General features: G+C 69.3%; 24 protein-coding genes and 1 tRNA gene. 19 read left to right on the top strand and 6 right to left on the bottom strand.

All coding sequences use genetic code 11. From position 1 onward, the window contains the following. Positions 1-68: 68 nt before the first annotated feature. Together DI526_RS03640 and DI526_RS03635 are read right to left on the bottom strand one after the other, a co-directional pair. Positions 69-797 (bottom strand): GNAT family N-acetyltransferase, encoded by a 729-nt coding sequence (locus DI526_RS03640; RefSeq protein ID WP_304274123.1) that lies wholly within the window; start codon positions 795-797, stop codon positions 69-71. Next, entirely contained in the window at positions 794-1,426 is a 633-nt protein-coding gene (locus tag DI526_RS03635) for a TlpA disulfide reductase family protein (RefSeq protein ID WP_304274120.1), read from the bottom strand. The genes DI526_RS03640 and DI526_RS03635 overlap by 4 nt, the downstream gene beginning before the upstream one ends. On the opposite strand from DI526_RS03635, the gene argH reads away from it, so the two are divergent. The 4 genes from argH (at position 1,427) to DI526_RS03615 (ending at position 6,135) form a co-directional block, all read left to right on the top strand. Next, positions 1,427-2,848, top strand: a complete 1,422-nt coding sequence (gene argH, locus DI526_RS03630; RefSeq protein ID WP_304274118.1) for an argininosuccinate lyase — start codon at positions 1,427-1,429, stop codon at positions 2,846-2,848. Further along, positions 2,827-3,153 carry a hypothetical protein gene (locus DI526_RS03625; RefSeq protein WP_304274116.1) on the top strand — a complete coding sequence of 109 codons (327 nt, stop codon included), beginning with the start codon at positions 2,827-2,829 and terminating at the stop codon, positions 3,151-3,153. Before argH ends, DI526_RS03625 begins: the two co-directional genes overlap by 22 nt. A gap of 9 nt (positions 3,154-3,162) precedes the next feature. Further along, entirely contained in the window at positions 3,163-4,428 is a 1,266-nt protein-coding gene (lysA, locus tag DI526_RS03620; RefSeq protein WP_304274114.1) for a diaminopimelate decarboxylase, read from the top strand. 93 nt (positions 4,429-4,521) lie between these two features. Continuing rightward, complete coding sequence (locus DI526_RS03615) at positions 4,522-6,135, top strand: methyl-accepting chemotaxis protein (RefSeq protein WP_304274112.1); 1,614 nt, start codon at positions 4,522-4,524, stop codon at positions 6,133-6,135. A 20-nt stretch (positions 6,136-6,155) separates the two neighbouring features. Here DI526_RS03615 and DI526_RS03610 read toward each other — a convergent pair whose 3' ends face one another. Continuing rightward, positions 6,156-6,737, bottom strand: coding sequence for a phosphoribosyltransferase (locus DI526_RS03610; RefSeq protein WP_304274110.1), 582 nt, complete (start codon positions 6,735-6,737; stop codon positions 6,156-6,158). After that, on the bottom strand, positions 6,679-7,644 hold the full coding sequence (locus DI526_RS03605; RefSeq protein WP_304274108.1) for an MJ0042-type zinc finger domain-containing protein: 966 nt from the start codon (positions 7,642-7,644) through the stop codon (positions 6,679-6,681). The genes DI526_RS03610 and DI526_RS03605 overlap by 59 nt, the downstream gene beginning before the upstream one ends. A gap of 81 nt (positions 7,645-7,725) precedes the next feature. Here DI526_RS03605 and ftsE point away from each other — a divergent pair, with 81 nt between their 5' ends. Genes ftsE through DI526_RS03585 form a run of 4 tightly spaced genes read left to right on the top strand, consistent with a single transcriptional unit; the run spans position 7,726 to position 10,644 of the window. Further along, positions 7,726-8,433 carry a cell division ATP-binding protein FtsE gene (ftsE, locus tag DI526_RS03600; RefSeq protein ID WP_304274106.1) on the top strand — a complete coding sequence of 236 codons (708 nt, stop codon included), beginning with the start codon at positions 7,726-7,728 and terminating at the stop codon, positions 8,431-8,433. Next, a complete protein-coding gene (locus DI526_RS03595) occupies positions 8,430-9,323 on the top strand; it encodes an ABC transporter permease (protein ID WP_304274104.1) in 894 nt (297 codons plus the stop codon). Before ftsE ends, DI526_RS03595 begins: the two co-directional genes overlap by 4 nt. After that, positions 9,320-9,937, top strand: coding sequence for a YdcF family protein (locus DI526_RS03590; RefSeq protein WP_304274102.1), 618 nt, complete (start codon positions 9,320-9,322; stop codon positions 9,935-9,937). The genes DI526_RS03595 and DI526_RS03590 overlap by 4 nt, the downstream gene beginning before the upstream one ends. Beyond that, a complete protein-coding gene (locus DI526_RS03585; RefSeq protein WP_304274100.1) occupies positions 9,934-10,644 on the top strand; it encodes a 1-acyl-sn-glycerol-3-phosphate acyltransferase in 711 nt (236 codons plus the stop codon). Before DI526_RS03590 ends, DI526_RS03585 begins: the two co-directional genes overlap by 4 nt. On the opposite strand, the gene DI526_RS03580 is transcribed toward DI526_RS03585, so the two are convergent. Further along, the gene (locus DI526_RS03580; RefSeq protein ID WP_304274098.1) at positions 10,641-11,192 is read right to left on the bottom strand and encodes a gamma-glutamylcyclotransferase; all 552 of its coding nucleotides are present in this window, start codon (positions 11,190-11,192) and stop codon (positions 10,641-10,643) included. The two genes, DI526_RS03585 and DI526_RS03580, sit on opposite strands and share 4 nt — an antisense overlap. A gap of 28 nt (positions 11,193-11,220) precedes the next feature. On the opposite strand from DI526_RS03580, the gene DI526_RS03575 reads away from it, so the two are divergent. The 11 genes from DI526_RS03575 to DI526_RS03525 all read left to right on the top strand — a co-directional run bounded on the left by DI526_RS03575 (position 11,221) and on the right by DI526_RS03525 (position 21,802). After that, positions 11,221-12,231: a DUF2125 domain-containing protein gene (locus tag DI526_RS03575; protein ID WP_304274096.1), complete on the top strand. Its 1,011-nt coding sequence runs from the start codon at positions 11,221-11,223 to the stop codon at positions 12,229-12,231. Positions 12,232-12,334: 103 nt separating this feature from the next. Continuing rightward, entirely contained in the window at positions 12,335-13,135 is an 801-nt protein-coding gene (locus DI526_RS03570; protein ID WP_304274094.1) for a chorismate mutase, read from the top strand. A gap of 45 nt (positions 13,136-13,180) precedes the next feature. Beyond that, positions 13,181-14,302, top strand: a complete 1,122-nt coding sequence (gene hisC, locus DI526_RS03565; protein ID WP_304274092.1) for a histidinol-phosphate transaminase — start codon at positions 13,181-13,183, stop codon at positions 14,300-14,302. Positions 14,303-14,468: 166 nt separating this feature from the next. Then, positions 14,469-15,407, top strand: a complete 939-nt coding sequence (locus DI526_RS03560) for a prephenate/arogenate dehydrogenase family protein (RefSeq protein WP_304274090.1) — start codon at positions 14,469-14,471, stop codon at positions 15,405-15,407. Positions 15,408-15,509: 102 nt separating this feature from the next. Further along, positions 15,510-15,845 (top strand): EF-hand domain-containing protein, encoded by a 336-nt coding sequence (locus tag DI526_RS03555; RefSeq protein WP_304274088.1) that lies wholly within the window; start codon positions 15,510-15,512, stop codon positions 15,843-15,845. 202 nt (positions 15,846-16,047) lie between these two features. Further along, positions 16,048-17,931 carry a glycoside hydrolase family 9 protein gene (locus DI526_RS03550; RefSeq protein ID WP_304274087.1) on the top strand — a complete coding sequence of 628 codons (1,884 nt, stop codon included), beginning with the start codon at positions 16,048-16,050 and terminating at the stop codon, positions 17,929-17,931. Positions 17,932-18,064: 133 nt separating this feature from the next. After that, complete coding sequence (locus DI526_RS03545) at positions 18,065-19,936, top strand: ATP-binding protein (protein WP_304274085.1); 1,872 nt, start codon at positions 18,065-18,067, stop codon at positions 19,934-19,936. Between the two features lie 81 nt (positions 19,937-20,017). Beyond that, positions 20,018-20,092 (top strand) — tRNA-Gly (locus DI526_RS03540). Positions 20,093-20,287: 195 nt separating this feature from the next. Then, a complete protein-coding gene (locus DI526_RS03535; RefSeq protein WP_304274083.1) occupies positions 20,288-20,590 on the top strand; it encodes a hypothetical protein in 303 nt (100 codons plus the stop codon). Positions 20,591-20,634: 44 nt separating this feature from the next. Further along, on the top strand, positions 20,635-21,030 hold the full coding sequence (locus DI526_RS03530) for a hypothetical protein (RefSeq protein WP_304274081.1): 396 nt from the start codon (positions 20,635-20,637) through the stop codon (positions 21,028-21,030). A gap of 4 nt (positions 21,031-21,034) precedes the next feature. Then, the gene (locus DI526_RS03525; RefSeq protein WP_304274080.1) at positions 21,035-21,802 is read left to right on the top strand and encodes an SOS response-associated peptidase family protein; all 768 of its coding nucleotides are present in this window, start codon (positions 21,035-21,037) and stop codon (positions 21,800-21,802) included. Here DI526_RS03525 and DI526_RS03520 read toward each other — a convergent pair. After that, positions 21,799-22,020, bottom strand: coding sequence for a hypothetical protein (locus tag DI526_RS03520; protein ID WP_304274078.1), 222 nt, complete (start codon positions 22,018-22,020; stop codon positions 21,799-21,801). The genes DI526_RS03525 and DI526_RS03520 overlap by 4 nt on opposite strands. Positions 22,021-22,028 lie beyond the last annotated feature (8 nt).

Raw genomic sequence — 22,028 nt, 5'->3', positions numbered from 1 at the left:
TTGTTTGTTTTGTAAACTTGTCTAGCACGAACCTATCCAAGCGGCGCCATCACCGGGGCAGGCGCCGGTCAGCGGGTCCAGTAACGGTAGCGATAGGCGGGCTCGAAGCCCTCGTCGGCATAGAGGGCGATGGCCGCGGCATTGTCCGCCTCGACCTGAAGCCAGGCGCGCTCGGCGCCGGCCTGCCGCGCCTCAGCCAGCACAGCCCTGAGGATTCGACGCGCCAGGCCCTTGCGGCGATGGGCTGGAACGGTGCGCATGCCGAAGATCCCCGCGAAGCCGCCGCCGAGCGCGGCGACGCCGATCGCCGCCGGCGCGCCGTCGATCTCCAGCTTGGCGAACAAGGCCGGCGGCGGCATCCGCCCCAGGGCCTCGGTCCGCTCGCGACCATCCTCCGGATCGCCTGCCGAGGCGGTGAAAACACCCTCGAAGGTCGCGTCGGGCGCGGCGGAGATCGCCACGGACAGGTCGCCCTCCCCGCCCGTCACGCCGACCATGAGCAAGGTGTCCTTGCTGGCGTGATAGCCTCGCGCGGTCAGGCGGTCGGCGAGGTCGGTCGGCGCGAGCACGCCATCGGTCAGCTTGAAGCGTGGCGGCAGGCCGCGCGCGGCGTACCAGGCCTCCACGACGTCGATGGCCGCCTCGACGTCGCGATCGGGCGCCGACAGCGGCCAGCAGGCGTTGATCCGCATCGAGAAGCCGGACGAAGCATTCAGCCGCCAGCCGCCCAGTCGCTCGCGCTCACGCGCCGGCCAGGCGTCGTCGGCCAGCGGTTCGATAACCGAGGGATCAATCACTTTTCGGCTAGCAGCTTCTCGACCAGACCGCGCACCTCCGGCGCAGACCAGTCGGCGGGGCCAGCCAGGCGCGCCCGTTCACGGCCCTGGCGGTCATAGATCACCGTAGTCGGATAGCCGGCCGCCCGCGGCTCCAGGTCGAAGGACAGCTTGTAGGACGGATCGCGATAGGTCTTCAGCGGCGGGTTGGCGGCCATCTCGGCCTGGACAAGGTTCAGGTCGCTGTCGCGGTCGACGCTGATCGGCAGCACGGTCACCGGCTGGGTGGCGTAGGCCGCCTGCAGCTTGGCCAGGGTCGGCATCTCGGCCTTGCACGGCGCGCACCACGTCGCCCACAGGTTCATGATCACGACGCGCCCCTTGAAGTCGGCCAGGGTCGCCGGCTTGCCGTCCAGGCTGGTGAACACCGTGGCCGGGGCTGCGCGCGGGCTGGCGGGCACGTCCAGCTTCGCCAGCGTCCCCTTCTTGAATTCTGTGAGGTCGGCGGGCCCTTGGGGTTTGAACGAAGCGGTCGCGATGACGTATAGAACCGCCGCCACACCGACGAGGAGGACGCCCGCAAGCGCCAGCCTCAAAGGATTGCGCTTCGCAGCGCCCGGCTCGTTCTGACCCGACTGGACTTCGCTCATATGACCGACCACGCCTCCGATATGTCCCAGGCCGCCAAGGGCCAGGGCCAAGCCATGTGGGGCGGTCGCTTCTCGGCCAAGCCCGCCGAGCTGATGCAGGCGATCAACGTCTCCATCGGCTTCGACAAGCGCCTGTGGGCGCAGGACCTGGCAGGCTCGCGCGCCCACGCCCGGATGTTGATCAGCCAAGGTGTGATTGCAAGCGCCGACGGCGAGGAAATTCTCAAGGGTCTCGACGCCATCGAGGGCGAGATCACCGCGGGCGCCTTCCCGTTCCGCGACGAGTACGAAGACATCCACATGAACATCGAGGCGCGGCTGCGCGAGCTGATCGGCCCGACGGCCGGCCGCTTGCACACCGCCCGCTCGCGCAATGACCAGGTGGCCGTCGACTTCCGCCTGTGGGTCCGCGACGCCTGCGATCGCACGGTCGGCCAGTTGGAGGCCCTGCAAAAGGCCCTGGTGGCCCAGGCCGAGGCCTATGCCGACGCCCTGATGCCGGGCTTCACCCACCTGCAGCCGGCCCAGCCGGTGACCTTCGGCCACCACCTGATGGCCTATGTCGAGATGTTCGGCCGCGACGCCTCGCGCTTCCGCGACGCCCGTGCCCGGATGAACGAATGCCCGCTGGGCGCGGCCGCCCTGGCCGGCTCGCCCTTCCCGATCGACCGCCACCAGACGGCGGCGGCGCTGGGCTTCGACCGTCCGACCGCCAATTCTCTGGACAGCGTCTCCTCGCGCGACTTCGCCCTGGAGGCCCTGTCGGCCGCCTCGATCACCGCCACGCACCTGTCGCGCCTGGCCGAGGAGATCGTGCTGTGGACGACGCCGATGTTCGGCTTCATCAAGCTGACCGACGCCTTCACGACCGGCAGCTCGATCATGCCGCAGAAGAAGAACCCCGACGCGGCCGAGCTGATCCGCGCCAAGGTCGGCCGGATTCTCGGCTCGTTGACCACCCTGACGGTGGTCATGAAGGGCCTGCCGCTGGCCTATTCGAAGGACATGCAGGAGGACAAGGTCCCGACCTTCGAGGCCTTCGACGCCCTGGAGCTTGCGCTGCTGGCCATGGCCGGCATGGTCGCCGACCTGACGCCGAACACCGAAAACATGGCCAAGGCGGCCGGCGCCGGCTTCTCGACCGCCACCGACCTTGCCGATTGGCTGGTGCGCACGCTGAACATGCCTTTCCGCGACGCGCACCACGTGACAGGTTCGGCGGTGAAGACCGCCGAAGGCCTTGGCGTCGATCTGGCCGATCTTACCTTGGAGCAGTTCCAGGCGATCGAGCCGCGGATCACCCAGGACGTCTACGCGGTCCTGACCCCGGCCGCCTCGGCGGCCAGCCGCATGAGCTATGGTGGGACCGCCCCCGCCCAGGTCCGCGCCCAGATCGCGCGTTGGAAGGAAGTTCTGGCATGATCGTGCGCCGCACCCTCACCACCCTGACGCTGGCGGCCCTGGCCGTCACGGCCGCCGCCTGCGGCAAGCAAGGCGCACTGGAGCGTCCCGCTCCGCTGTGGGACCCAGCCAAGAAAGCCGCCTGGGAGGCCGAGCGTCGCGCCGCCTCGGCGCAAGCGAACCAGCCGGCCCGCGCCGGCGGCACGCAGGAACTCCGCGACCCGGCTTCGAGCAGCCGCACCATCCGCGCCGCGCCGCTACCCGGCACCAACGACCCGTTCGGCGGCCCGTCCGCCGCCGGCTTCCCCGGCGCCACGCCCAACTAGGACCTCGCGTTGAACCACTTCGAATACGGCCCCGAGGGCCTGGCCTGCGAAGGCGTTTCCCTGGCCAAGATCGCGGCCGAGGTCGGAACGCCCGTTTACGTCTATTCCCGGGCCACGCTGGAGCGGCACTTCACCGTGTTTCGCGACGCCCTGGCGTCGGCTGGCGTCGTCGATCCGCTGATCGCCTACGCGGTGAAGGCCAACTCCAACGTCGCGGTGCTGAAAGTGCTCGGCGACCTGGGCGCCGGCGCCGACACGGTGTCGGAAGGCGAAATCCGCCGCGCCCTGGCGGCCGGCATCCCCGGCGAGCGCATCGTGTTCTCAGGCGTCGGCAAGACGCGCCGCGAGATCGCCTTCGCCCTTGAGACGGGTGTCGCCGAGATCAATGTCGAGTCCGAACCCGAGCTCGACCTGATCGCCCAGGTCGCGGCCGAAATGGGCGTCAAGGCCAAGGTGGCTTTCCGCGTCAATCCGGACGTCGCGGCCGGCGGTCACGCCAAGATCGCCACCGGCAAGTCCGAGAACAAGTTCGGCGTCTCGTTCGCCGAGGCCGCGCGCCTCTACGCCAACGCCAGCAACAACTCCAGCCTGGAGCCCGTGGGGGTGGCCTGTCACATCGGCAGCCAGATCACCGACCTCGAACCCATGCGCGCGGCCTTCACCAAGATGCGGGGGCTGGTCGAGCAACTGCTGGGCGAAGGCCTCTCGATCGAGCGGCTGGACCTGGGCGGCGGCCTGGGCGTTCCTTATTTCAATAGCCCCGAACCGCCCTCGCCCACCGAGTTCGCCGCCATGGTCGGCGAGGTCACCAAGGGCCTGCCCGTGACCCTGGCCTTCGAGCCGGGCCGAGTGATCGCCGCCAACGCCGGCGTTCTTGTCAGCGAGGTCGTGCACGTCCACGAACGTCCGGAGGGGCGCAAGTTCCTGGTCATCGACGCGGCGATGAACGACCTGATCCGGCCGGCGATGTACGACGCCTTCCACGACATTCGTCCGGTGCTGCAGCGCGGCGGCGAGACCGTCTATGACGTGGTGGGCCCTGTGTGCGAGACGGGCGACACCTTCACCCGCGACCGCGCCCTGCCGCCGTTCACGACGGGCGACCTGCTCGCCTTCATGTCGGCCGGCGCCTACGGGGCGGCCATGGCCAGCGAGTACAACACCCGGCCGCTGGTCCCTGAGGTCCTGGTCGACGGCGATCGTTACGCCGTGATCCGCAAGCGCCCCAGCTATGACGAGATGCTGGCCAGGGACCTGGTCCCAGAATGGGTTTAGCGCACACTTAAGGACAAAAAGTCTCAGCCATCCTCACGTTAGTTTAACCGCGATAACCCACGTTTAGCGCCGCTTAGGGCGTGGAGTATCTCGGTGCGCAGCTTCATAGAGTTCGACGGTATCGAAGCTCAACGAAAGGTCGGCGGACAGCTTGTGCTGGCCTGCATCGCCGCGTTGGTGCTGATAACGCCGGCCGCGAGCCTGTTCACGGGCGGGAAATTCACCCTGGCCCTGGCTGGCGGTTCGGCGGTGCTGGCCGCCGTGGGCTGGGGCGGCTGGGCGATCTGGCGCGACAACGCCACCCAGCGCCTGTCCACGGCCGTCACCCTGATGGGTCAGGTCAGCCTGTTCGTCGCCGCCTTCGCCGGCCACCCGCTGCAATCCGAAGCGCGCATGGCCTATCTGGCCGCGCTGGCCCTGATGGTGGCCTATGGCGACTGGCGCGCGGTCGCCCTGGCCGCCGCCGCGATCATCGCCATCAATATCGCGGGCGCGCTGTTTGCTCCGCATCTGCTGATGGCTGGCGACGCGACGGTCCTGTCCGTGGCCTTCAACGCCGGCGTCACCCTCGCCACCGCCTGGTCGTTGATCTGGCTGACCGCCAGTGTTTCAAGGCTGTTCATCACCGTCACCGCTCGCACTGACAAGGCCTTGGACGCGGCCGCCCGCGCCGACGCCGCCAATGCCGACGCCGAGGCCCAGCGCGCCGCCCGCGACGCCGCCAACGCCGAGCAAGCCCGCCAGAAGGCGGCCCTGGAGGCCGAGCAGACCCAGGTCGTCGAGGAACTCGCCGAGGCGCTGGCCCATCTGTCCCGCGGCGACCTGACCTGGCGTCTCACCAAGGCCTTCGCCGCCCGCTACGAGCCCCTGCGCGCCGACTTCAACGAGGCGCTCACCCGCTTGCAGGCGGCCATGCGCGAAATCGCCGGCAACGCCGCCAGCATGACCGCGGGCGTCGCCGACATGTCCCGCGCCTCGGACGAACTGGCGCGCCGCACCGAGCATCAGGCCGCCAGCCTGGTCCAGACCACCGCCGCCCTCGGCGAGATCACCGTCGCCGTCCAGACCACCGCTGAAAGCGCCAACCAGGCCAACGCCGCCGCCGCGGCCGCCCGCCAGGAGGCCGAACGCTCCGACCCTGTGGTCAGCGAGGCCGTCGAGGCCATGACCCAGATCGAGACCTCGTCGGGCCAGATCGGCAAGATCATCGGCGTCATCGACGAGATCGCCTTCCAGACGAACCTCCTGGCGCTCAACGCCGGGGTCGAGGCCGCGCGTGCGGGCGAAGCCGGTCGCGGCTTCGCCGTGGTGGCTCAGGAAGTGCGGGCCCTGGCCCAGCGCTCGGCCGACGCGGCCAAGGAGATCAAGGACCTGATCAACGTCTCCGGCGAGCAGGTCAGCGCGGGCGTGGAGCGCGTCGGCCGCACCCGCGAGGCGCTACAGCGGATCATCGCCCGCGTCGCCGAGATCAACGCCCAGATCAACGCCATCGCCGCCTCGGCGCGCGACCAAGCCCAGGGCCTGGGTGAGGTCAACGCCACCATGGGCGAGATGGACCGCGTGGTGCAGCAGAACGCGGCCATGGTCGAGGAGTCGACCGCCGCCGCCCACGCCCTGCGCAGCGAGGCTCAGGAGCTGGCCCAGCGGGTCGACATGTTCGAGATCGGCCGCGAGGCCGCCGCGTCAGCGGAGCAGCGCGCGGCCTAGGAAGGCCGCGCTTACGCCCTTTAGTCCAGCGCGCCGATGTACGGCAGGCCGCGGCTCTTGCCTTCGTCGTCGAGGCCGTAGCCGACCAGATACCGGGCGGGCGCTTCCCAGGCCACGAAGTCGGGCTCCATGCCGCGCGAGCTCGGCCAGGGTTTGCGAGCGAACACGGCGGTCAGCACCTCGCTGGCCCCGGCGTCCTTGACCAGGCGCGCGGCTTCCGACAGCGAAAGGCCGGTGTCGAACACATCGTCCACGACCAGGGCGCGGCGTCCCACCAGCGGACGCTGCAGGTCGGCGCGGACTTCGCACCGGCCCGAGCTCTTGCGCTCGTCGTGGTACGAGGCCAGCCACAGGGCGTCGAAGCGCACGTCGCGGCCGGCCTTATAGAGCGCCCGCGTCAGGTCGGCGGCGAACCAGAGGCCGCCGGTCAAAAGGCAGACGACCACGGTGTCGTCGTCGATGCGCGGCGCGATCTTTTCGGCCAGCGCCTTCACCCGTTCGGCGATCTCGGCTTCCGAGATCAGGACTTCGGGCGTCTTGGAATCATTCATGGTGAGCGGGTTCGTGAGAGGCTGTAGGGGCGGTTTTGTTCCCGCTCTCATGTCCGGGGGCTGCTTGTCCAGCCGCTTCTGAGGCCGCCGAGGTCTGCTGCGCGCCGCGTAGTGCGACTTCAGGCTCGCCGCCATGGCTTTCCGCCCCCTTCCCGTGAGCAGGTTCGGAGTGGCCGGGCTCGGGGTGGATGGGAGCCTTGACGCCTCCGTGCTCCGTCGCGAAGCCGACCTGCAGGTCCTTGGCCGTGCGCGGCGGGTCGAGGAAGGTGATCGAGAAATGCCGAACCTCGCCCGGCGGGATCTTGGCGTCGTGGGCGCTGGCCAGCTGACCCGAGACCCGCTTGCCTTCGGCGTTCAGCAGTTCGACGCTCAGCGCCGGGGCGACCACCGCATGCTCGGTGATGTTGCGGATCGCGCCGGTCACCGTGACCGCCGCGCGGCCGTTCTTCATTACGGGCTGGGCCTTGATGCTCCCCCGATCGATGACCAGGCCCACCGTATTCACGGGCAAGCCCACCGCGGCGTAGGCGCCGGCGGTCCCCGGCAGGATCCGGACGACGTCGATTCGGAAGATCAGGGCGCCGATGATCAGCGCGGCCATCAACGCCGCCATCCCCGCCCACACGATGCCTGTAACCATGGCGTCGCGACGTCGCCGCTGGGCTGCGGCGCGAGCGGGGGCGACAGTGGTAGCCGTTTCGCTGGGCGGCTCGCTGACGGGCGCCACCTCGACGGCCGTCGTTTCGGCCTGATCGTCTTCAGCGGCGGGCGCGGGGTCCGGCTCGCCTTGGCTGGCCAGGGTGGGACTTTCCGCGTCGGCGAACGGGTCGGCCGGCTCCTCGTTGCGCGCGGTCCAGCGATGGCCGCAGGCGGCGCAACGCACGACCCGGCCTTCCGGTCCGACCTTGGAGTCGTCCACGAAATAGCGGCTGGCGCACTCCGGGCAGGTTAGTATCATGGCCGAATCGAACGATCCCCACACGCAGACAACGGGGTCGCCGATTTTAACCCTGATGTCCAGAAAGCCCAGTGACGCGCCTTGCGGATCGACACAGAACAGGGCGATGACGCCCTTCCGGTGGTCCGCTTCGACGGCGTCTCCATGCGCTACGGGCGAGCGCCGGAAACCCTCAAGGATATCAGCTTCTCCCTGCGTCAGGGCTCGTTCCATTTCCTGACCGGAGCGTCCGGCGCGGGCAAGAGTTCGCTGCTGAAACTGATCTATCTGGCCCACCGTGCGTCACGAGGACGCGTCGAGCTCTTCGGCCGGGATATCAGCCTGCTCCACGCCCACGACCTGCCGTTCGTGCGTCGCCGGATCGGCGTCGTCTTCCAGGAGTTTCGGCTGCTGGAGCACCTGTCGGTGTTCGACAACGCCGCCCTGCCCCTGCGTATCCTCAAGCGCAAGCCGGCCACCTACCGCGAGGACGTCGCCGAGCTCCTGAACTGGGTGGGTCTTGGCGATCGGATGCACGCCCTGCCCGCCACGCTGTCGGGCGGCGAGAAGCAGCGCCTGGCCATCGCCCGGGCGGTCGTCGATCGCCCCGACATCCTGCTGGCCGACGAGCCGACCGGCAATGTCGATCCGGCCATGTCGCTGCGCCTGCTGCGGCTGTTTGTCGAGCTGAACCGCCTGGGCACCACCGTGCTGATCGCCACCCATGACGAGGACATAGTCGCGCGGGCCGGCCGGCCCGCCATGCGGCTGCACGATGGTCGGCTGCTGGGCGCGGAGGTCGCGTCGTGACCGCGCTGTTCGACGTCTCCCGCTGGCGGCCCGGACCGCTGCTGCCCCCACGCGACGCGCGCGACGGGTCGCTGGTCTTCGTCGTGGCGGTGCTGTGCTTCCTGGCCTGCCTCACCGCATTCGCCGCCCTCGCCGCCAACCGCGCCGCCCACGGCTGGACGGCGCAGCTGACCGGCTCGGCCACCGTGGTCGTCCGGGCCCGGGCTGGCGAGACGCCCGACAGCGCCGCCGCCCGCGCCGCCGAGACCCTGTCCGGCGTGCGGGGGGTCGTCGAGGCCCAGGCCCAGACCCGCGAGAAGGCCGAGGCCCTTCTGGAGCCCTGGATCGGCAAGGACGCCCTGGTCGAGGACCTGCCAACCCCGCGCCTCGTCACCCTGGATCTGGACCCCAAGGCGCCGCCGACGGCCGAGACCCTGGACAAGGCGCTGCGCTCAGCAGGCGTCGACGCCACCGTCGATGACCACAGCCGCTGGATCGCCGACATCCAGCGCGCCGCCGACATGGCCAGATTCGCCGCCTTGGGCGTTTTCGCCCTGATCGCTGCTGCTGCGGCGGCGGTGATCGCCTTCGCGACCCGCGCGGGCCTGGCCGCTCGTCATGAGGTGATCGAGGTGCTGCATTTCTCCGGCGCCGAGCGCGGCTTCATCGCCAGCCTGTTCCAAGGCCGCTTCGCCATGATGGGCGCCCTGGCGGGCTTTCTGGGCGGCGCCGCGGCGGCGGGGATCGGCGCCCTGCTGCGCTATTTCGGCGGCGGGGCTGGCCTTGCGCCCGTTCTGCCCCTGGCCTGGACCGACCTGCTGGCGGCCGCGCCCGCCCCCTTCGTCGCGGCTTTGATCGCGGGCGTTTCGGCCCGCCTGGCCGCGTCGCGGATCGTGAGGGAGATGGCGTGAAGTCACTGGCCGCCCTGCTGATCGCCCTGATGATCTGGGGCCTGGGCCTGGTGGCATTCACCGGCCGGGTGGACCTGTCGACTCCCGCGCCCGAGCCGCCGGAAGCCGACGGCGTCGTGGCGCTGACCGGCGCCTCCAACCTGCGCCTGGAGGCGGCGACCCGACTTCTGGAGGAAGGTAAGGGCAAGCGCCTGCTGATCTCTGGCGTCAACCGCGAGGCCACCCGCGCCGACGTCCAGAGCGTCACCAAGGCGGTCAAGCCGATCTACGATTGCTGCGTCGACCTGGGCTTCACCGCGGCCAACACGGTGGGTAACGCCCTGGAGACCGCCGAGTGGGCGCGGTCCAAGGGCTATGATAGCCTGATCGTCGTGACGGCCGACTACCACATGCCCCGCTCGATGCTGGAGCTCGGCGCGGCCATGCCGGGTGTCAAGCTGCATCCCTATCCGGTCAAGACCGACCTCAACGCCCATCGCTGGTGGAAAACCAGCATCAGCGCGCGGCGGATGATCGTGGAATATTGTAAGTACCTGGCCATCCTGGGACGCGAAGCGTTTCTAGGCCTTGGCCCCAAGACCAAAGACGCCCCGCCGGCGAAGGACGCTCCTTGATCTACCTGCGCTCGTTCCTGTTCCAGCTTGCTTTCTGGCTTTGGTCCGCGACCGTGGCGATCCTGATGATCGCCACCTTCCCGCTGCCTCGGGCGGTCAACCGCGCCTGCCTGACCCTATGGGCGAAGGGCGTGGCACTGAGCCTGCGCTGGCTGGCGGGGGTGCGGGTGGAAATCCGCGGCCGCGAAAACGTCCCGACCGGCCCCGCCTTGGTCGCGGCCAAGCACCAGTCGATGTTCGATGTCTTCAGCCAGTTCGCCATCCTGCCGGACGCCTGCTTCGTGATGAAGAAGGAGCTTCTGATGGTGCCGCTGTTCGGCTGGCACGGGCTGAAGGCCGACATGATTGTCGTCGATCGCGACGGCCACTCGGCGGCGCTGAAGAAGCTGGTGCGTGACGCCAAGGACCGCCTCAAGGACGACCGCCAGATCGTGATCTTCCCCGAAGGCACCCGCGGCGAGGTCGGCCAGCCCGGCGACTACAAGCCCGGGGTCGCGGCCCTCTATCGCGAGCTCGACATCCCCGTCACGCCGCTGGCCCTGAACTGCGGCAGCCACTGGGACAAGGGCTTCCTGCGCAAGCCGGGGACGATCGTCTTCGAATATCTCGAACCGATCCCCGCCGGCCTCAAACGCGCGGAGTTCATGCGCGAGCTGCAGACGCGCGTCGACGGGGCCACGAAGGCGCTTGAAGACGAACGCCTTTAGGCCGCCGCCTCGATCGCTTCGACCATCTTCAGCAGCTTTTCCATCGCGTGGTCGCGCACGCCGTCCTCGCGCAGGTGCGAGACGAGGTCGCTGAGATAGTCGACATTGCGTCCCGAAAGCCCGGTCGCCCCCGCGATCAGCCGGGCCTGCTGGTCGAGGGTCAGGGCCCCCGCCCACTGGGCGTGCTTCATGTCCGACAGGAAAACCAGCGCCGGGACCTTGGCCGCGCCGTCCAGCTTCACGTCGCGCCAGGTCTCGAAATAGGTCTCGGTCGGCTGTTCGCGCTCGCGAAGATAGGCGTAGACGCCCTCCCACTCCGACGCCGCCACCCGATAGGCCATGCCGCGAACCGCCCCGCCCGGCGCCAGGCCCAGCACGAGGCCCGGGCGCTCGTAGGTCCCGCGATGATGCACCGAATAGATGCAGAAGGCGCGTCGCCGCCCGTGGAGCACGGCCGTTCTTCGGTCTACAAACGGGAACCCGGGCCGCCACATCAGCGATCCGTATCCGAACACCCAGCGATCTTCGCCGCCGCCTGCCAAACCCATCACCATTCCCGACTGGACGCGCCTTTCCATGACCCATAGCGACGCCGCCCCGTCCCGCAAAGCCCGGCGCAGCCGCCTCTTCGCGCCTTTCATCCTCGCCGCCCTCGTGGCGGGCGGTTGGAGCTATGGATGGTTCTGGCTGCGCGGCCAGGCCGAGCAGAAGATGGACGCCCAGGCGGCGGACCTGAAGTCGCGAGGCTACGATCTCTCCTGGAGCGCGCGCACCTTTCACGGCTTTCCGTTCCGGATGAACATTGACCTGACCGACGCCCGGATCGCCGAACCGACCGGCTGGGCGGTCCGCGCGCCGGTGCTGAAGGGCGAGGCGGCGGTCTTCGACGTGACGCACTGGGTGCTGGTGGCGCCGGAGGGCGTGGTCCTGACCCGTCCGGAGGCGGGCGATGTGGCGATCACGGGCCAAGCGCTCCGCGCCAGCATCTCGCACGTGAAGGAACACCCGCCCCGGATTTCGGTCGAAGGCGCGGGCCTGACCTTCACGCCGGCGCCGGGCGCCAAGCCGTTCCAGCTGGTCTCGGCGGACGGCATGCAGTTGCACCTGCGCGCGGGCCCTGATGACCAGGGCGCGATCTTCTTCAAGGCCGACGGCGCCAAGACGGCCTTCACCGGCCTCCTCGGCCGCATCGCCCAGGACAAGACCGCGTCCATGATCCTGGAGACGCGGCTGTCGCACGTCTCGTCCCTGCGCGGCCGCAACTGGGAGGCCGCGGTCAAGGGGTGGAGCGCCGCGGGCGGCCAGATCACCTTCGAGCAGAGCCAGATCCTGGCCGGCGACGCCGAGGGCAAGGCCAAGTCGGGCGTGCTGTCGGTCGACTCCGAGGGCCGACTGACCGGCGACCTGGAGGTGGCGATCAAGGAGCGCGCCGACCTGTCCAAGCCGATCCGCACGCCAGAGCAGGCCTTCGCCGCCGCCGCCCAGGCCCTGGGACGCGAACCCGTCATCGAAGCCAGCCTGCATTTCCGCGACGGACGCAGCTTCCTGGGCGTGCTCGACACCGGTCCAGCGCCAAGGGTGTACTGACCAAGCGTCAACCACCCGAAACGCAATTTTCTTCCCGTGATGGCTGGCTATTGCGTGTTCCGCGGCAAAGACTATGGTCCGCCCTCCAATTTCGGGGAAGAACATGGGCAGCGACGCGACGGAAGCCACGCCGTCTCTCGAAGAGGTCCGATGGCGGCTCGACGCCATCGACGGTGAACTGCTGAAGCTGCTGGACGAGCGCGCCAGCCTGGCCGGCGCGGTCGCCGCCGCCAAGCGCGCCTCCGGCGACACCGGCTTTGGCCTGCGCCCCGGCCGCGAGGCCCACATCGTCCGCAAGCTGCTCGACGCGCCGCGCAAGGGGGCTTCGAACGCCCTGGTCATCCGCATCTGGCGCGAGATCATGGCCGACAACCTGGCGCGGCAGGGTCCGTACCAGCTGGGGGTATTCGGCGGCCGCGAACCGGCCCGCACCGTCGAGCTGACCCGCCTCCGCTTCGGCACGGCCCCGCGGTTGTCGCTGGTCCCCACCGCCCAGGACGCCCTCGCCGTCGCCCGTTCGCCGTGGGGCGTGGCGGTGCTGCCGCTGGTCAGCGAAACGCCCTGGTGGGGCCGCCTGCTGGCCGAGCCCAAGCTGAAGGTGTTCGCCGCCCTGCCCTGCCTGGCGACCTGGGGTCCGCAGGCGGCGCTCGCCGTCGCCGAGGTCGACGTCGAGCCGACCGGCGGCGACCAGACCTTCTGGGTCAGCGACTCGCCCAAGAGCGCCGCCGCCATCGTCGAGGCCCTGGGCCGGGACGGCGTCGCCGCCGAGCTGATCGCCGAAGCCGGCGGCCTGAAGCTGTTTTCGCTGTCGGGCTTCTTCCAGGTCGATGACGAACGGCTGGCGCGGGCGCCCGGCCAACTGACCGGCGTCATCGGGGCTGCGCCCGAGCAGTTCGACGTGTAAGAAGCGGCCGCCGTACACAGACTGGTACGAAGCCAGAGTAGACCGATGACCGCCTCCGCCGCCGACCGCTTCGCCGCGCCTCGCCCCGTCCCCAAGGCCGGGATCCTCGACATCCACGCCTATGTCGGCGGCAAGTCGAAGGTCGAAGGCGTCGCCCATCCGGTGAAGCTGTCGAGCAACGAGAACATCCTGGGCAGCAGCGACAAGGCCAAGGCGGCCTATCGCGACGCGGTCGACCGCCTGCACATCTATCCGGACGGCAAGGCCAACATCCTGCGCGAGGCAGTCGCCAAACGCTTCAATCTTGAACCCGAGCGCCTGACCTTCGGCGACGGCAGCGACGAGATCTTCGCCCTGCTGTGCCAAGTCTATCTCGAGCCGGGCGACAACATCGTCCAGGGCGAGCACGGCTTCGCCGCCTACGCCATCGGCGCCCGCGCCTGCCAAGGCGAGGTGCGGATGGCCAAGGAAACGAACCACCGCATCGACATCGACGAGGTGGTCAAATGCGTCGACGAGCGCACGCGCCTCGTCTTCATCGCCAATCCCGCCAACCCGACCGGTACCTGGCTGACCGGCGACGAAATCCGCGCCCTGCACGCGGCCCTGCCGCCCTCGGTGGTGCTGGTGCTGGACGGCGCCTATGCGGAGTTCTGCAGCGATCCGCGCTTCGAGGACGGCCTCGATCTGGCCCGCACCGCCGAGAACGTGATCGTCACCCGCACCTTCTCGAAGCTGCACGGGCTTGCCGCCCTGCGCGTCGGCTGGGGCTACGCGCCCAGCCACATCATCGAGCCGATCGAGCGCATCCGTCCGCCGTTCAACACCTCGATCCCCGCCCAGGAAGCGGCGGTCGCGGCCCTGTTCGACGACGATTTCCAGGCCCGCTCGCTGGCGCTGGTCGAGCAATGGCGGCCGTGGCTGGCTCAGCAGCTGGGCGGCCTGGGCCTTGAGGTGACTCCGTCGGCGGCCAACTTCGTGCTGGCGACCTTCCCGACCACGCCGGGCAAGACGGCCCTGGAGGCCGAGGCGTTCCTGGCGTCGAAAGGCTATCTGGTCCGCGCGGTCGCCAATTACGGCCTGCCGAACGCGATCCGCATCACCATCGGACTGGAAGAGCAGAACCGCGCCGTGGTCGAGCACCTGACCCAGTTCATGGGCCGCTAGATGTCTGGCGCTTCTCCCGACCTCCCCGGCGAATGCCGGGGCCCAGATCGAACCCAAAACCGCCTTTCGTTTGAACGGGGACAAGAGGCGCATCATCCCAAACCGCTCAGGCTGAATCTGGGCCCCGGCATTCGCCGGGGAAATCGGTTTGAAGTGAGCCCTAGCCATGTCTAATCCAGGCGTTCTCTATCCGAACATGACCGTGATCGGGGCTGGCCTGATCGGCGGTTCGATCATCCGCGCCGCCCGCGAGCATGGCGTCGTCGGCCAGGTCACCGTGGCCGACGCCAGCGAAGCGCATCGGGCGCGTGTCGCCGAGTTGGGCATCGCCGAGCACGTCACCGGCGACATCGCCGAGGCGGTCAGGGACGCCGATCTCGTGGTCCTCGCCACGCCCGTGCTGTCGATCCCCGACCTCGCCGCCCAGGTGATCCCGGCCATGAAGGCGGGCGCGACCCTGACCGACGTCGGCTCGACCAAGGGCAATGTCGCCGAGGCGTTCCGCGCCCAGGACTGCTCGAAGATCCACGCCATCCCGGGCCACCCGATCGCCGGCACCGAGCAGTCGGGACCCGACGCCGGCTTCGCCGAGTTGTTCGAGAACCGCTGGACGATCCTGACGCCGCTCGAGAGCGAGGACGAGGCCTACGCCACCGCCGTGGCCCGGCTGTCGACCTTCTGGCGCGCCTTCGGGGCCCAGGTCGAGCTGATGGACGAGAAGCACCACGACCTCGTCCTGGCCGTCGTCTCCCACCTGCCCCACCTGATCGCCTACACGATCGTCGGCAGCGCGGCCGACCTGGAGAACGTCACCGAGAACGAGGTCATCAAGTACTCGGCCTCGGGCTTCCGCGACTTCACCCGCATCGCCGCCAGCGACCCGACCATGTGGCGCGACATCTTCGTGGCCAACAAGGACGCGGTGCTGGAGATGCTGGGGCGGTTCACCGAGGACCTGCAGGCCATGAGCCGCGCGATCCGCTGGGGCGACGCCGACACCCTGCACGCCCACTTCACCCGCACCCGCGCGATCCGCCGCGGCATCGTGGCGGCGGGCCAGGAGAGCGCGGAGCCGAACTTCGGCCGCGATCGCGGCAAGCACTGAGGACGCCGGCTCGCGATCTCGCCGTAATCGCGAAACACAGCCGCAACAAACCGGGCTCATGCAAGGCGTCCAGGGACAATCACCCGGAAGGAAACGACCCATATGCGCCGCACGCTTCTCGCCGCGCTCGCAACCTGCGCCACGCTCGCCGCCGGCGCCGCTCTTGCTCAAGACGGGCCGCCGCCCGGCATGCAGATGCCTTCGCCCGAAGCCATTTTCAAGCGCTGGGACGCCAACAGCGACGGCGCGGTCGACCTCGCCGAATGGAAGGCCGCCGGTCGGCCTGAAGACCGCTTCGCCATGATCGACGCCAACAAGGACGGCAAGATCACCCTCGACGAGCTGAAGGCGGCGTTCGAGAAGATGCGCCAGCGTCGGATGCAGGAAGGCGGCCCGCCTCCCGGCCCGCCGCCGGAAGGCCCGCCGCCCCAGAACTGATCCGAGACCCGAAGGTCGAAGAACTCAAACGCGCCGCCCGGTCCGCCGGGCGGCGTTCGTGTTTGGGGACCCGGACACGCATGGTCGCCCGGCCCCCACTCGGGCTGCTTCCTCCTACGAGTCGTTCGCGTTAGGCCGACTTGACCGCTCCACCTATAGTTGGCGCTCGTTAGCCACGCCGAGACTCGGAGCACGCTTCAGGATGTCCTTCTCCCGTCTGGTCGCGCTCTCCTTCGCCGCGCTCCTGCCTCTGGCGACAACGGTGCGGGCGGAAGAGGCGCCTCGCCCGATCCGCCTCAACCAGACCGGCGTCGAGGCCCGGGGGCCGAAGCGCGCCATGCTGGCCAGCCCTTCTCTCCAGCCGCTCGGCTGGGCCCTGCTCGACGCCAAGGGCGCGGTGGCCCTGACGGGCAAGACCCGTGTGTTCGGCGACGACGCCGCGTCCGGCGAGCACGTCCATCAGATCGACTTCACGGCCTTCGCCAAGCCGGGAAACGGCTATCGCTTGAAGGTCGGCGACGCCGAGAGCCGGCCGTTCGCCGTCCGCGCCAAGCCTGACGGGAAACTGAGCCGCGCGGCCCTTTCCTTCTTCTACCAGCAGCGCGCCAGCGTGCCGATCGAAGCCCGCTTCGTCGAGCGCCCCGATCTCGCGCGGCCCGCCGGTCATGCGCCGGACAAGGCGACCTGCTTCGACAAGGCGGACGAACGCGGCCAAGTCTGGCCGGGCTGCGCCTACACCCTGGACGCCAGCGGCGGCTGGTACGACGCCGGGGACCAGGGCAAGTACGCGGTCAACGGCGGCGTCTCGGTCTGGACCCTGGTCAACGCCTACGAACGCGCCGCGCTGCGCAAGCGCTCAGCCGCGCTGAAGGCCATTGGCGACGGGGCGCTGGCCTTGCCGGAGCGGAACAATCGCGTTCCGGACATCCTCGACGAGGCCCGCTACGAGCTGGCCTTTCTCCTGGCCATGCAGGTCCCCGAGGGACAGACGCTTCCGGTCCCGGTCGGTCATCAGCAGCCCGTCGACGGCAAGCTCGTCCTGACGCCGATCAACGCCTCGGGCATGGCCCACCAGAAGATCGCCGACGATCAGTGGACGCCGGTGCCGACGGCGCCGGCCGACGACCACCAGACGCGCTACCTCTATTATCCGACCACCGCGGCGACCCTGAACCTGGCGGCTGTCGCGGCGCAGGCGGCGCGGGTCTGGAAGACCCTCGACCCGACCTTCTCGGCCCGCTGCCTGTCTGCGGCCCGGCGGGCCTATGCCGCGGCCGCTCGCAATCCCGACATCTACGCCATCGGGGCTTTCGCCGGCAGCGGGGGCTATGGCGATCCGAACCTGACCGACGAATTCTATTGGGCCGCCGCCGAGCTCTACGCCACCACCGGCGAGGCCTCCTATGAGACAGCCCTGCGCGCCTCGCCGCTGTTCCTGGCGTCCCCGGTCACGGGGCCGCGCCCTACCGGGGACATTAGCTGGGGCTCGGTCGGCGCGCTGGGGACCGCAACCCTGGCCCTCGCGCCCAATGGGCTGAAGACGGCCGAGATCGCGCAGGCGCGGAATGGCCTGATCGCCAGCGCGGACCGCTATCTCGCCGAGGGCGCGAGCCAGGGCTACGCCCCACCCTACGCGGCGAACGGCTATCCCTGGGGCTCCAATGCGGCGATCCTCAACAGGGCGGTGATTCTGGGCCTGGCCTACGATTTCAGCGTCAAGCCGAGGTATCGGGCCGGCGCCGTCGACGCGCTGGACTATGTCCTGGGCCGCAATCCGCTGGATCAGTCCTTCGTCAGCGGCTTCGGCGCGCGGGCCATGCGCAATCCGCACCATCGCTTCTGGGCCCATCAGGCGAACCCGGCCTATCCGGCGCCGCCGTCCGGCGTGCTGTCGGGAGGACCCAACTCGACCAGCATGGACGATCCGGTCGCCAGTCCGATGCGCGGCCGATGCCGCCCCCAGACCTGCTGGACCGACGACTATCGCGCCTTCACCCAGAACGAAGTCGCCATCAACTGGAACGCCCCGCTGGCTTGGGTGTCGCTGTTTATCGACGACACCGCCCGACAAGTATCGCCAAGATGAGCCGGCAGGGAGCCGACAGGGTTGACGGGCTGTTGACCATTTTGCGCGGCGCTTTGTCGCGAGGACGCGCGATGACTCGGCGGCCAACGCCATGCATAAGCTTCGGCGAGCTCAGTCATAATCGAAAACAACCGTGACTCCGGCGCGAGGACGTTCGAGCATTCAACGCAAGTCCCTGACCCTGGACCTCATTCGGCAAGCCTCGCGCAACAGCGTGGCGACCATGGGCGTCCAGGCGGCGGCGGCTGTCGGCGTGACCCTGGCGACCTTGCCGTCAGAGCGACCGTTCTACTGGATGTGGCTAGCGACTACCCTCGCCGTCCTGCTGGTGCGGGTCGTCGTGGACCGCCTGCTCGCCTCGGCGCTGCGCGGCGGCGCCCTGGCCAAGCACCTGGATGGCCTTGTGGCGACCTTCTCGGCCGGCCTGCTGGTCAGCGCCGCCCTGTGGGCGATCCTGGCCTGGCTTCGGTTTCCGATCGACAGCCAGCGCACGCGCTTCGTGATCATCGTGGTGCTGTCGGCCCTGGCTGGGGGCGCGACCGGCGTGCTGTCGCCGATGAAGCTGACCGGAAGGATCTATATCTCCCTGATCCTGCTTCCAGCCTCCACGGCCCTGCTGCTCGGGCAAGACCGGGCGCTTGGCCTGCTGGGGGCCGCCTTCTGGCTGGTCATGCTGGCCGGTCACCGCAACAACCACGCCCTGCTCGTCGACTCGATCCAGCTCCGCGACCAGAACCGCGACCTGGTCGAGGCGCTGGCGCGCCGCGGCCGGGATCTCAACACCCTGAACCAGGAGCTCGAAGCCCGCGTCGCCCTGCGCACACAGCAGCTGCAGGCGGCGAGCGAACGCGCCCAGAGCGCCAACGAGGCCAAGTCGCGCTTCCTCGCGACGGTCAGCCATGAGATGCGCACGCCGCTGAACGCCATTCTCGGCGTCGGACAGATCCTGGGCCGCTCGTCGCTCGACAAGACCCAACGGGAACAGGTGCGGGAGATGAAGGGCGCGGCGCGGCGACTGCGCATGATGGTCGACGACGTCCTGGACCTCTGCCGGCTGGACGACGGCGCCCTGCGCCTGAAACCGCGCGCCTTCGCGCTGGCCGCCCTGGCCCAGTCGCTCGACGACCTGCACCGGCCGACGGCCGACGCCCGCGGGCTTCGCCTGACCATGCAGCTGGAGGCCGCCGCGGGCGAGACCCGGCTGGGCGACCTGGACCGCCTCCGGCAACTCGTCAGCGTCTTGATCGACAACGCCCTGAAGTTCACCCAGGCGGGCGGCGTCGATTGCCGGATCGTTGGCGCGGGCGACGAACTGCGGATAGAGGTCATCGACACCGGCGACGGGGTCGCGCCGGAGAAGATGGCGGTGATCTTCGAGCGGTTCAGCCAGCTCGACGACTCCACCAAGCGCGCGGCCGGCGGCATCGGCCTTGGCCTGGCCCTCTGCCAAGGGCTGGTCGCCAAGATGGGCGGGCAGATGTCCGCAACGTCCGAGCCTGGCCGGGGGTCGACCTTCGCCCTGCGGATCCCCTGTCCGGTCACCACCGCCGAAGCGGCGTCCCGCACCGCCGTCCTGCGCAGCGACGACGATGGCGAGGAGCCCCCGACCCTGCTGGTCGTCGACGACAACGCCATCAACCGCAAGATCATCGCCGCGCTCGTCGAGCCCTTCGGCATTGCGTGCGGCTTCGCCGCCGATGGGCGCGAGGCGCTCGAGGCCTGGCGGCGCCAGCCCTGGGACGCGATCTTCATGGACGTGCACATGCCGGTCATGGACGGCGTGGAGGCCACCCGCGCCATCCGCCAGGAGGAAGACCGCCTGGGCCGGAGGCGGGTGCCCATCGTGGCCGTGACGGCCAGCCTGCTCGAACAGGAGACCGCCGGCTACCACGCGGCCGGCATGGACGACGTGCTGCCCAAGCCGATCGAGGCCTCGGCCCTGGCGCAGATGCTCGCCCGCTGCGTCGGCGCCGGCGGTCCCGCCTCGGCGGCGGGCAAAGCCTGAGAGCGCGCGCGCTATCGTGAAATCAAGTCGCGCCAGCGCTTGAGTACCGCCCCGAGCCGGGCTAAACGGTTCGTCCCCTGAGCGGGCGTAGTTCAGAGGTAGAACGTCAGCTTCCCAAGCTGAATGTCGGGGGTTCGATTCCCCCCGCCCGCTCCAGCAAATTCAATGACTTAGCTATACCATTCGGCGCTCTCCAAGACGGAGTTGGGAGCGAGTTGGGCGGCGCGTTCCCACTTCGTACGTGAGTCGCCTTGACTCGCCTCCCCATGCTGGATGAGAACACTTCCGGAACATCGGAGAAATCGCCATGTTGGCCCAACGCGCCTGTTTGCGCGTGAGAACCTGCGCCTGATGTGGCCCGTCACGGCCCATCGAATCACGCTGCGAACCTGTCATGACCTCGACTGGCGGGTCACGGTCAGCTGTCCGAAGTGCGGGGTCTCGACGATGCTGGCGCTGAGCGGGCTGGCGAAGAGCGCGATGGGTGACGTCTCGATCGAGCGCCTGTTCGCGCGCGGCGTGTTCAAGTGCTCAAAGGTTCAGTACGGATGCAACGGCATTCCCGCCGCGAGCGTAGAGGTGTCGGCGATGGATGTCGGCATCCTCAAGACCGTGGCGCGCTGGGAAGCCCGACCAACCCACAAGGCGGCCTAGGCGCCGGCCAGCAGCGCCGATAGGTTCCGCCCATGGAGACCCAGATGACTGCAGAGCCCTTCACCTGGCGCACCGTTGACGAGGCGACGGGCGAGGTTCGCCGGTTCTACGAGGATGGCGCGGCGCTTGTCGCCACCGGGACGCGGGCGCCGCACGGCTTTTGGACGCGTCATCCCCTCGTCTCGCAAGCAATAGAGACGGCGGAACCCAACGGCGACACCGCGACCGTGCGTCTATGGCTGGCGACTCTGGACGCGCCGGACGCGGCGGCGACGCAGCGTCCGGCCCGCGCGCCCGACATGACCCTCTCCGGCGAATGGAAGACCGACCGCGATTTCTGGGCGGCGCACCCGTCGGTCGAACACGTCGAAGCGCGCCAGCTGGTCGGCGACGATCCGGCCGGGGACTGCTGGACTGTCGAGCTTTGGTTGAAAGGCTGAGGCGGTGTGCAACCTCTACAGCCAGCGCCGCGGGCAAGCCGAGATTCTGGCGGCGACGCGCGCCATGGACCGGGTCGGCAACATGCCGCCCCTGCCCGGCATCTTTCCGGACATGGCCGCGCCGATCGTGCGCCAGGCGGCCGACGGGTCGGGGCTAGAGCTCGCCATGGCGCGCTGGGGGATGCCTTCGCCGTTCTTCGTCCAGCGCCAGGCGGCCGAGAAGCGGGCCGAGGCGCTTCGCAAGAAAGGCCACGTCATCGACGACGCGCGCCTGGGCGAGCTGATCAAGGCCGAACCCGATCGCGGCGTGACCAACGTCCGCAAGACCGACAGCCCGCACTGGCGGCGCTGGCTGACGCCGGAACATCGCTGTCTTGTGCCGTTGACCGCCTTCGCCGAGCCGAACCAGGTCGGCGGGGTTCCGGGTGAAAACGTCTGGTTCGCGCTGAACGAGGAACGCCCGCTCGCCTTCTTCGCCGGGGTTCATCAACCGGCCTGGACCTGCGTTCGCAAGGCCAGCGAGGGCGAAGTCACCTGCGATCTCTATGCCTTCCTGACCACCTCGGCGAACAGTGTCGTCGGCGCCGTCCACGACAAGGCCATGCCGGTGATCCTGACGACGGCCGAAGAGCGCGACGTCTGGATGCGGGCGCCCTGGGACGAGGCCAAGGCTCTGCAGCGACCGCTTGCCGACGACGCCCTGGTGATCGTCAATCGCGGCGTCGGCGTGAAGCAAGACCCGCCGAAGGAACCCGAAGAGACGCCGCTCTAGGTGATGACGACGCCGGCCGCCGGCGGCTCGAACCGGCGGCGGGCGTCCTGGAGCAGGTGCAGCGCCTGGCGGCGGATCTCCCGCTCCTCGTCGCATCCGGTCTCGATACCGGCGGCGATAGAGCGCATGGCGTCGTCGATGGCGGCCGGGTCCAGCCAGGCCCCAAGCTCGATGACGACCAACTCCAGGGCCGCGAGGCGCTTTTCCAACTCGTCCATGGCGGATG

Origin of the sequence: Caulobacter segnis (assembly GCF_003243465.1) — a bacterium.
In the GTDB taxonomy this organism is placed as follows: Bacteria; Pseudomonadota; Alphaproteobacteria; order Caulobacterales; family Caulobacteraceae; genus Caulobacter; species Caulobacter segnis_A.
Note: the sequence above shows the minus strand (reverse complement) of the source record. Positions and strands in the feature narration are given on the sequence as shown.

Coding starts and splice junctions, on each gene's coding strand:
- DI526_RS03535 (WP_304274083.1), top strand. CDS start 20,288: ATGTGGCCCGTCACGGCCCATCGAATCACGCTGCGAACCTGTCATGAC.
- DI526_RS03520 (WP_304274078.1), bottom strand. CDS start 22,020: ATGGACGAGTTGGAAAAGCGCCTCGCGGCCCTGGAGTTGGTCGTCATC.
- DI526_RS03605 (WP_304274108.1), bottom strand. CDS start 7,644: ATGATACTAACCTGCCCGGAGTGCGCCAGCCGCTATTTCGTGGACGAC.
- DI526_RS03635 (WP_304274120.1), bottom strand. CDS start 1,426: ATGAGCGAAGTCCAGTCGGGTCAGAACGAGCCGGGCGCTGCGAAGCGC.
- DI526_RS03530 (WP_304274081.1), top strand. CDS start 20,635: ATGACTGCAGAGCCCTTCACCTGGCGCACCGTTGACGAGGCGACGGGC.
- argH (WP_304274118.1), top strand. CDS start 1,427: ATGACCGACCACGCCTCCGATATGTCCCAGGCCGCCAAGGGCCAGGGC.
- DI526_RS03575 (WP_304274096.1), top strand. CDS start 11,221: ATGACCCATAGCGACGCCGCCCCGTCCCGCAAAGCCCGGCGCAGCCGC.
- DI526_RS03560 (WP_304274090.1), top strand. CDS start 14,469: ATGTCTAATCCAGGCGTTCTCTATCCGAACATGACCGTGATCGGGGCT.
- DI526_RS03555 (WP_304274088.1), top strand. CDS start 15,510: ATGCGCCGCACGCTTCTCGCCGCGCTCGCAACCTGCGCCACGCTCGCC.
- DI526_RS03550 (WP_304274087.1), top strand. CDS start 16,048: ATGTCCTTCTCCCGTCTGGTCGCGCTCTCCTTCGCCGCGCTCCTGCCT.
- DI526_RS03610 (WP_304274110.1), bottom strand. CDS start 6,737: ATGAGAGCGGGAACAAAACCGCCCCTACAGCCTCTCACGAACCCGCTC.
- DI526_RS03580 (WP_304274098.1), bottom strand. CDS start 11,192: ATGGGTTTGGCAGGCGGCGGCGAAGATCGCTGGGTGTTCGGATACGGA.
- hisC (WP_304274092.1), top strand. CDS start 13,181: ATGACCGCCTCCGCCGCCGACCGCTTCGCCGCGCCTCGCCCCGTCCCC.
- DI526_RS03570 (WP_304274094.1), top strand. CDS start 12,335: ATGGGCAGCGACGCGACGGAAGCCACGCCGTCTCTCGAAGAGGTCCGA.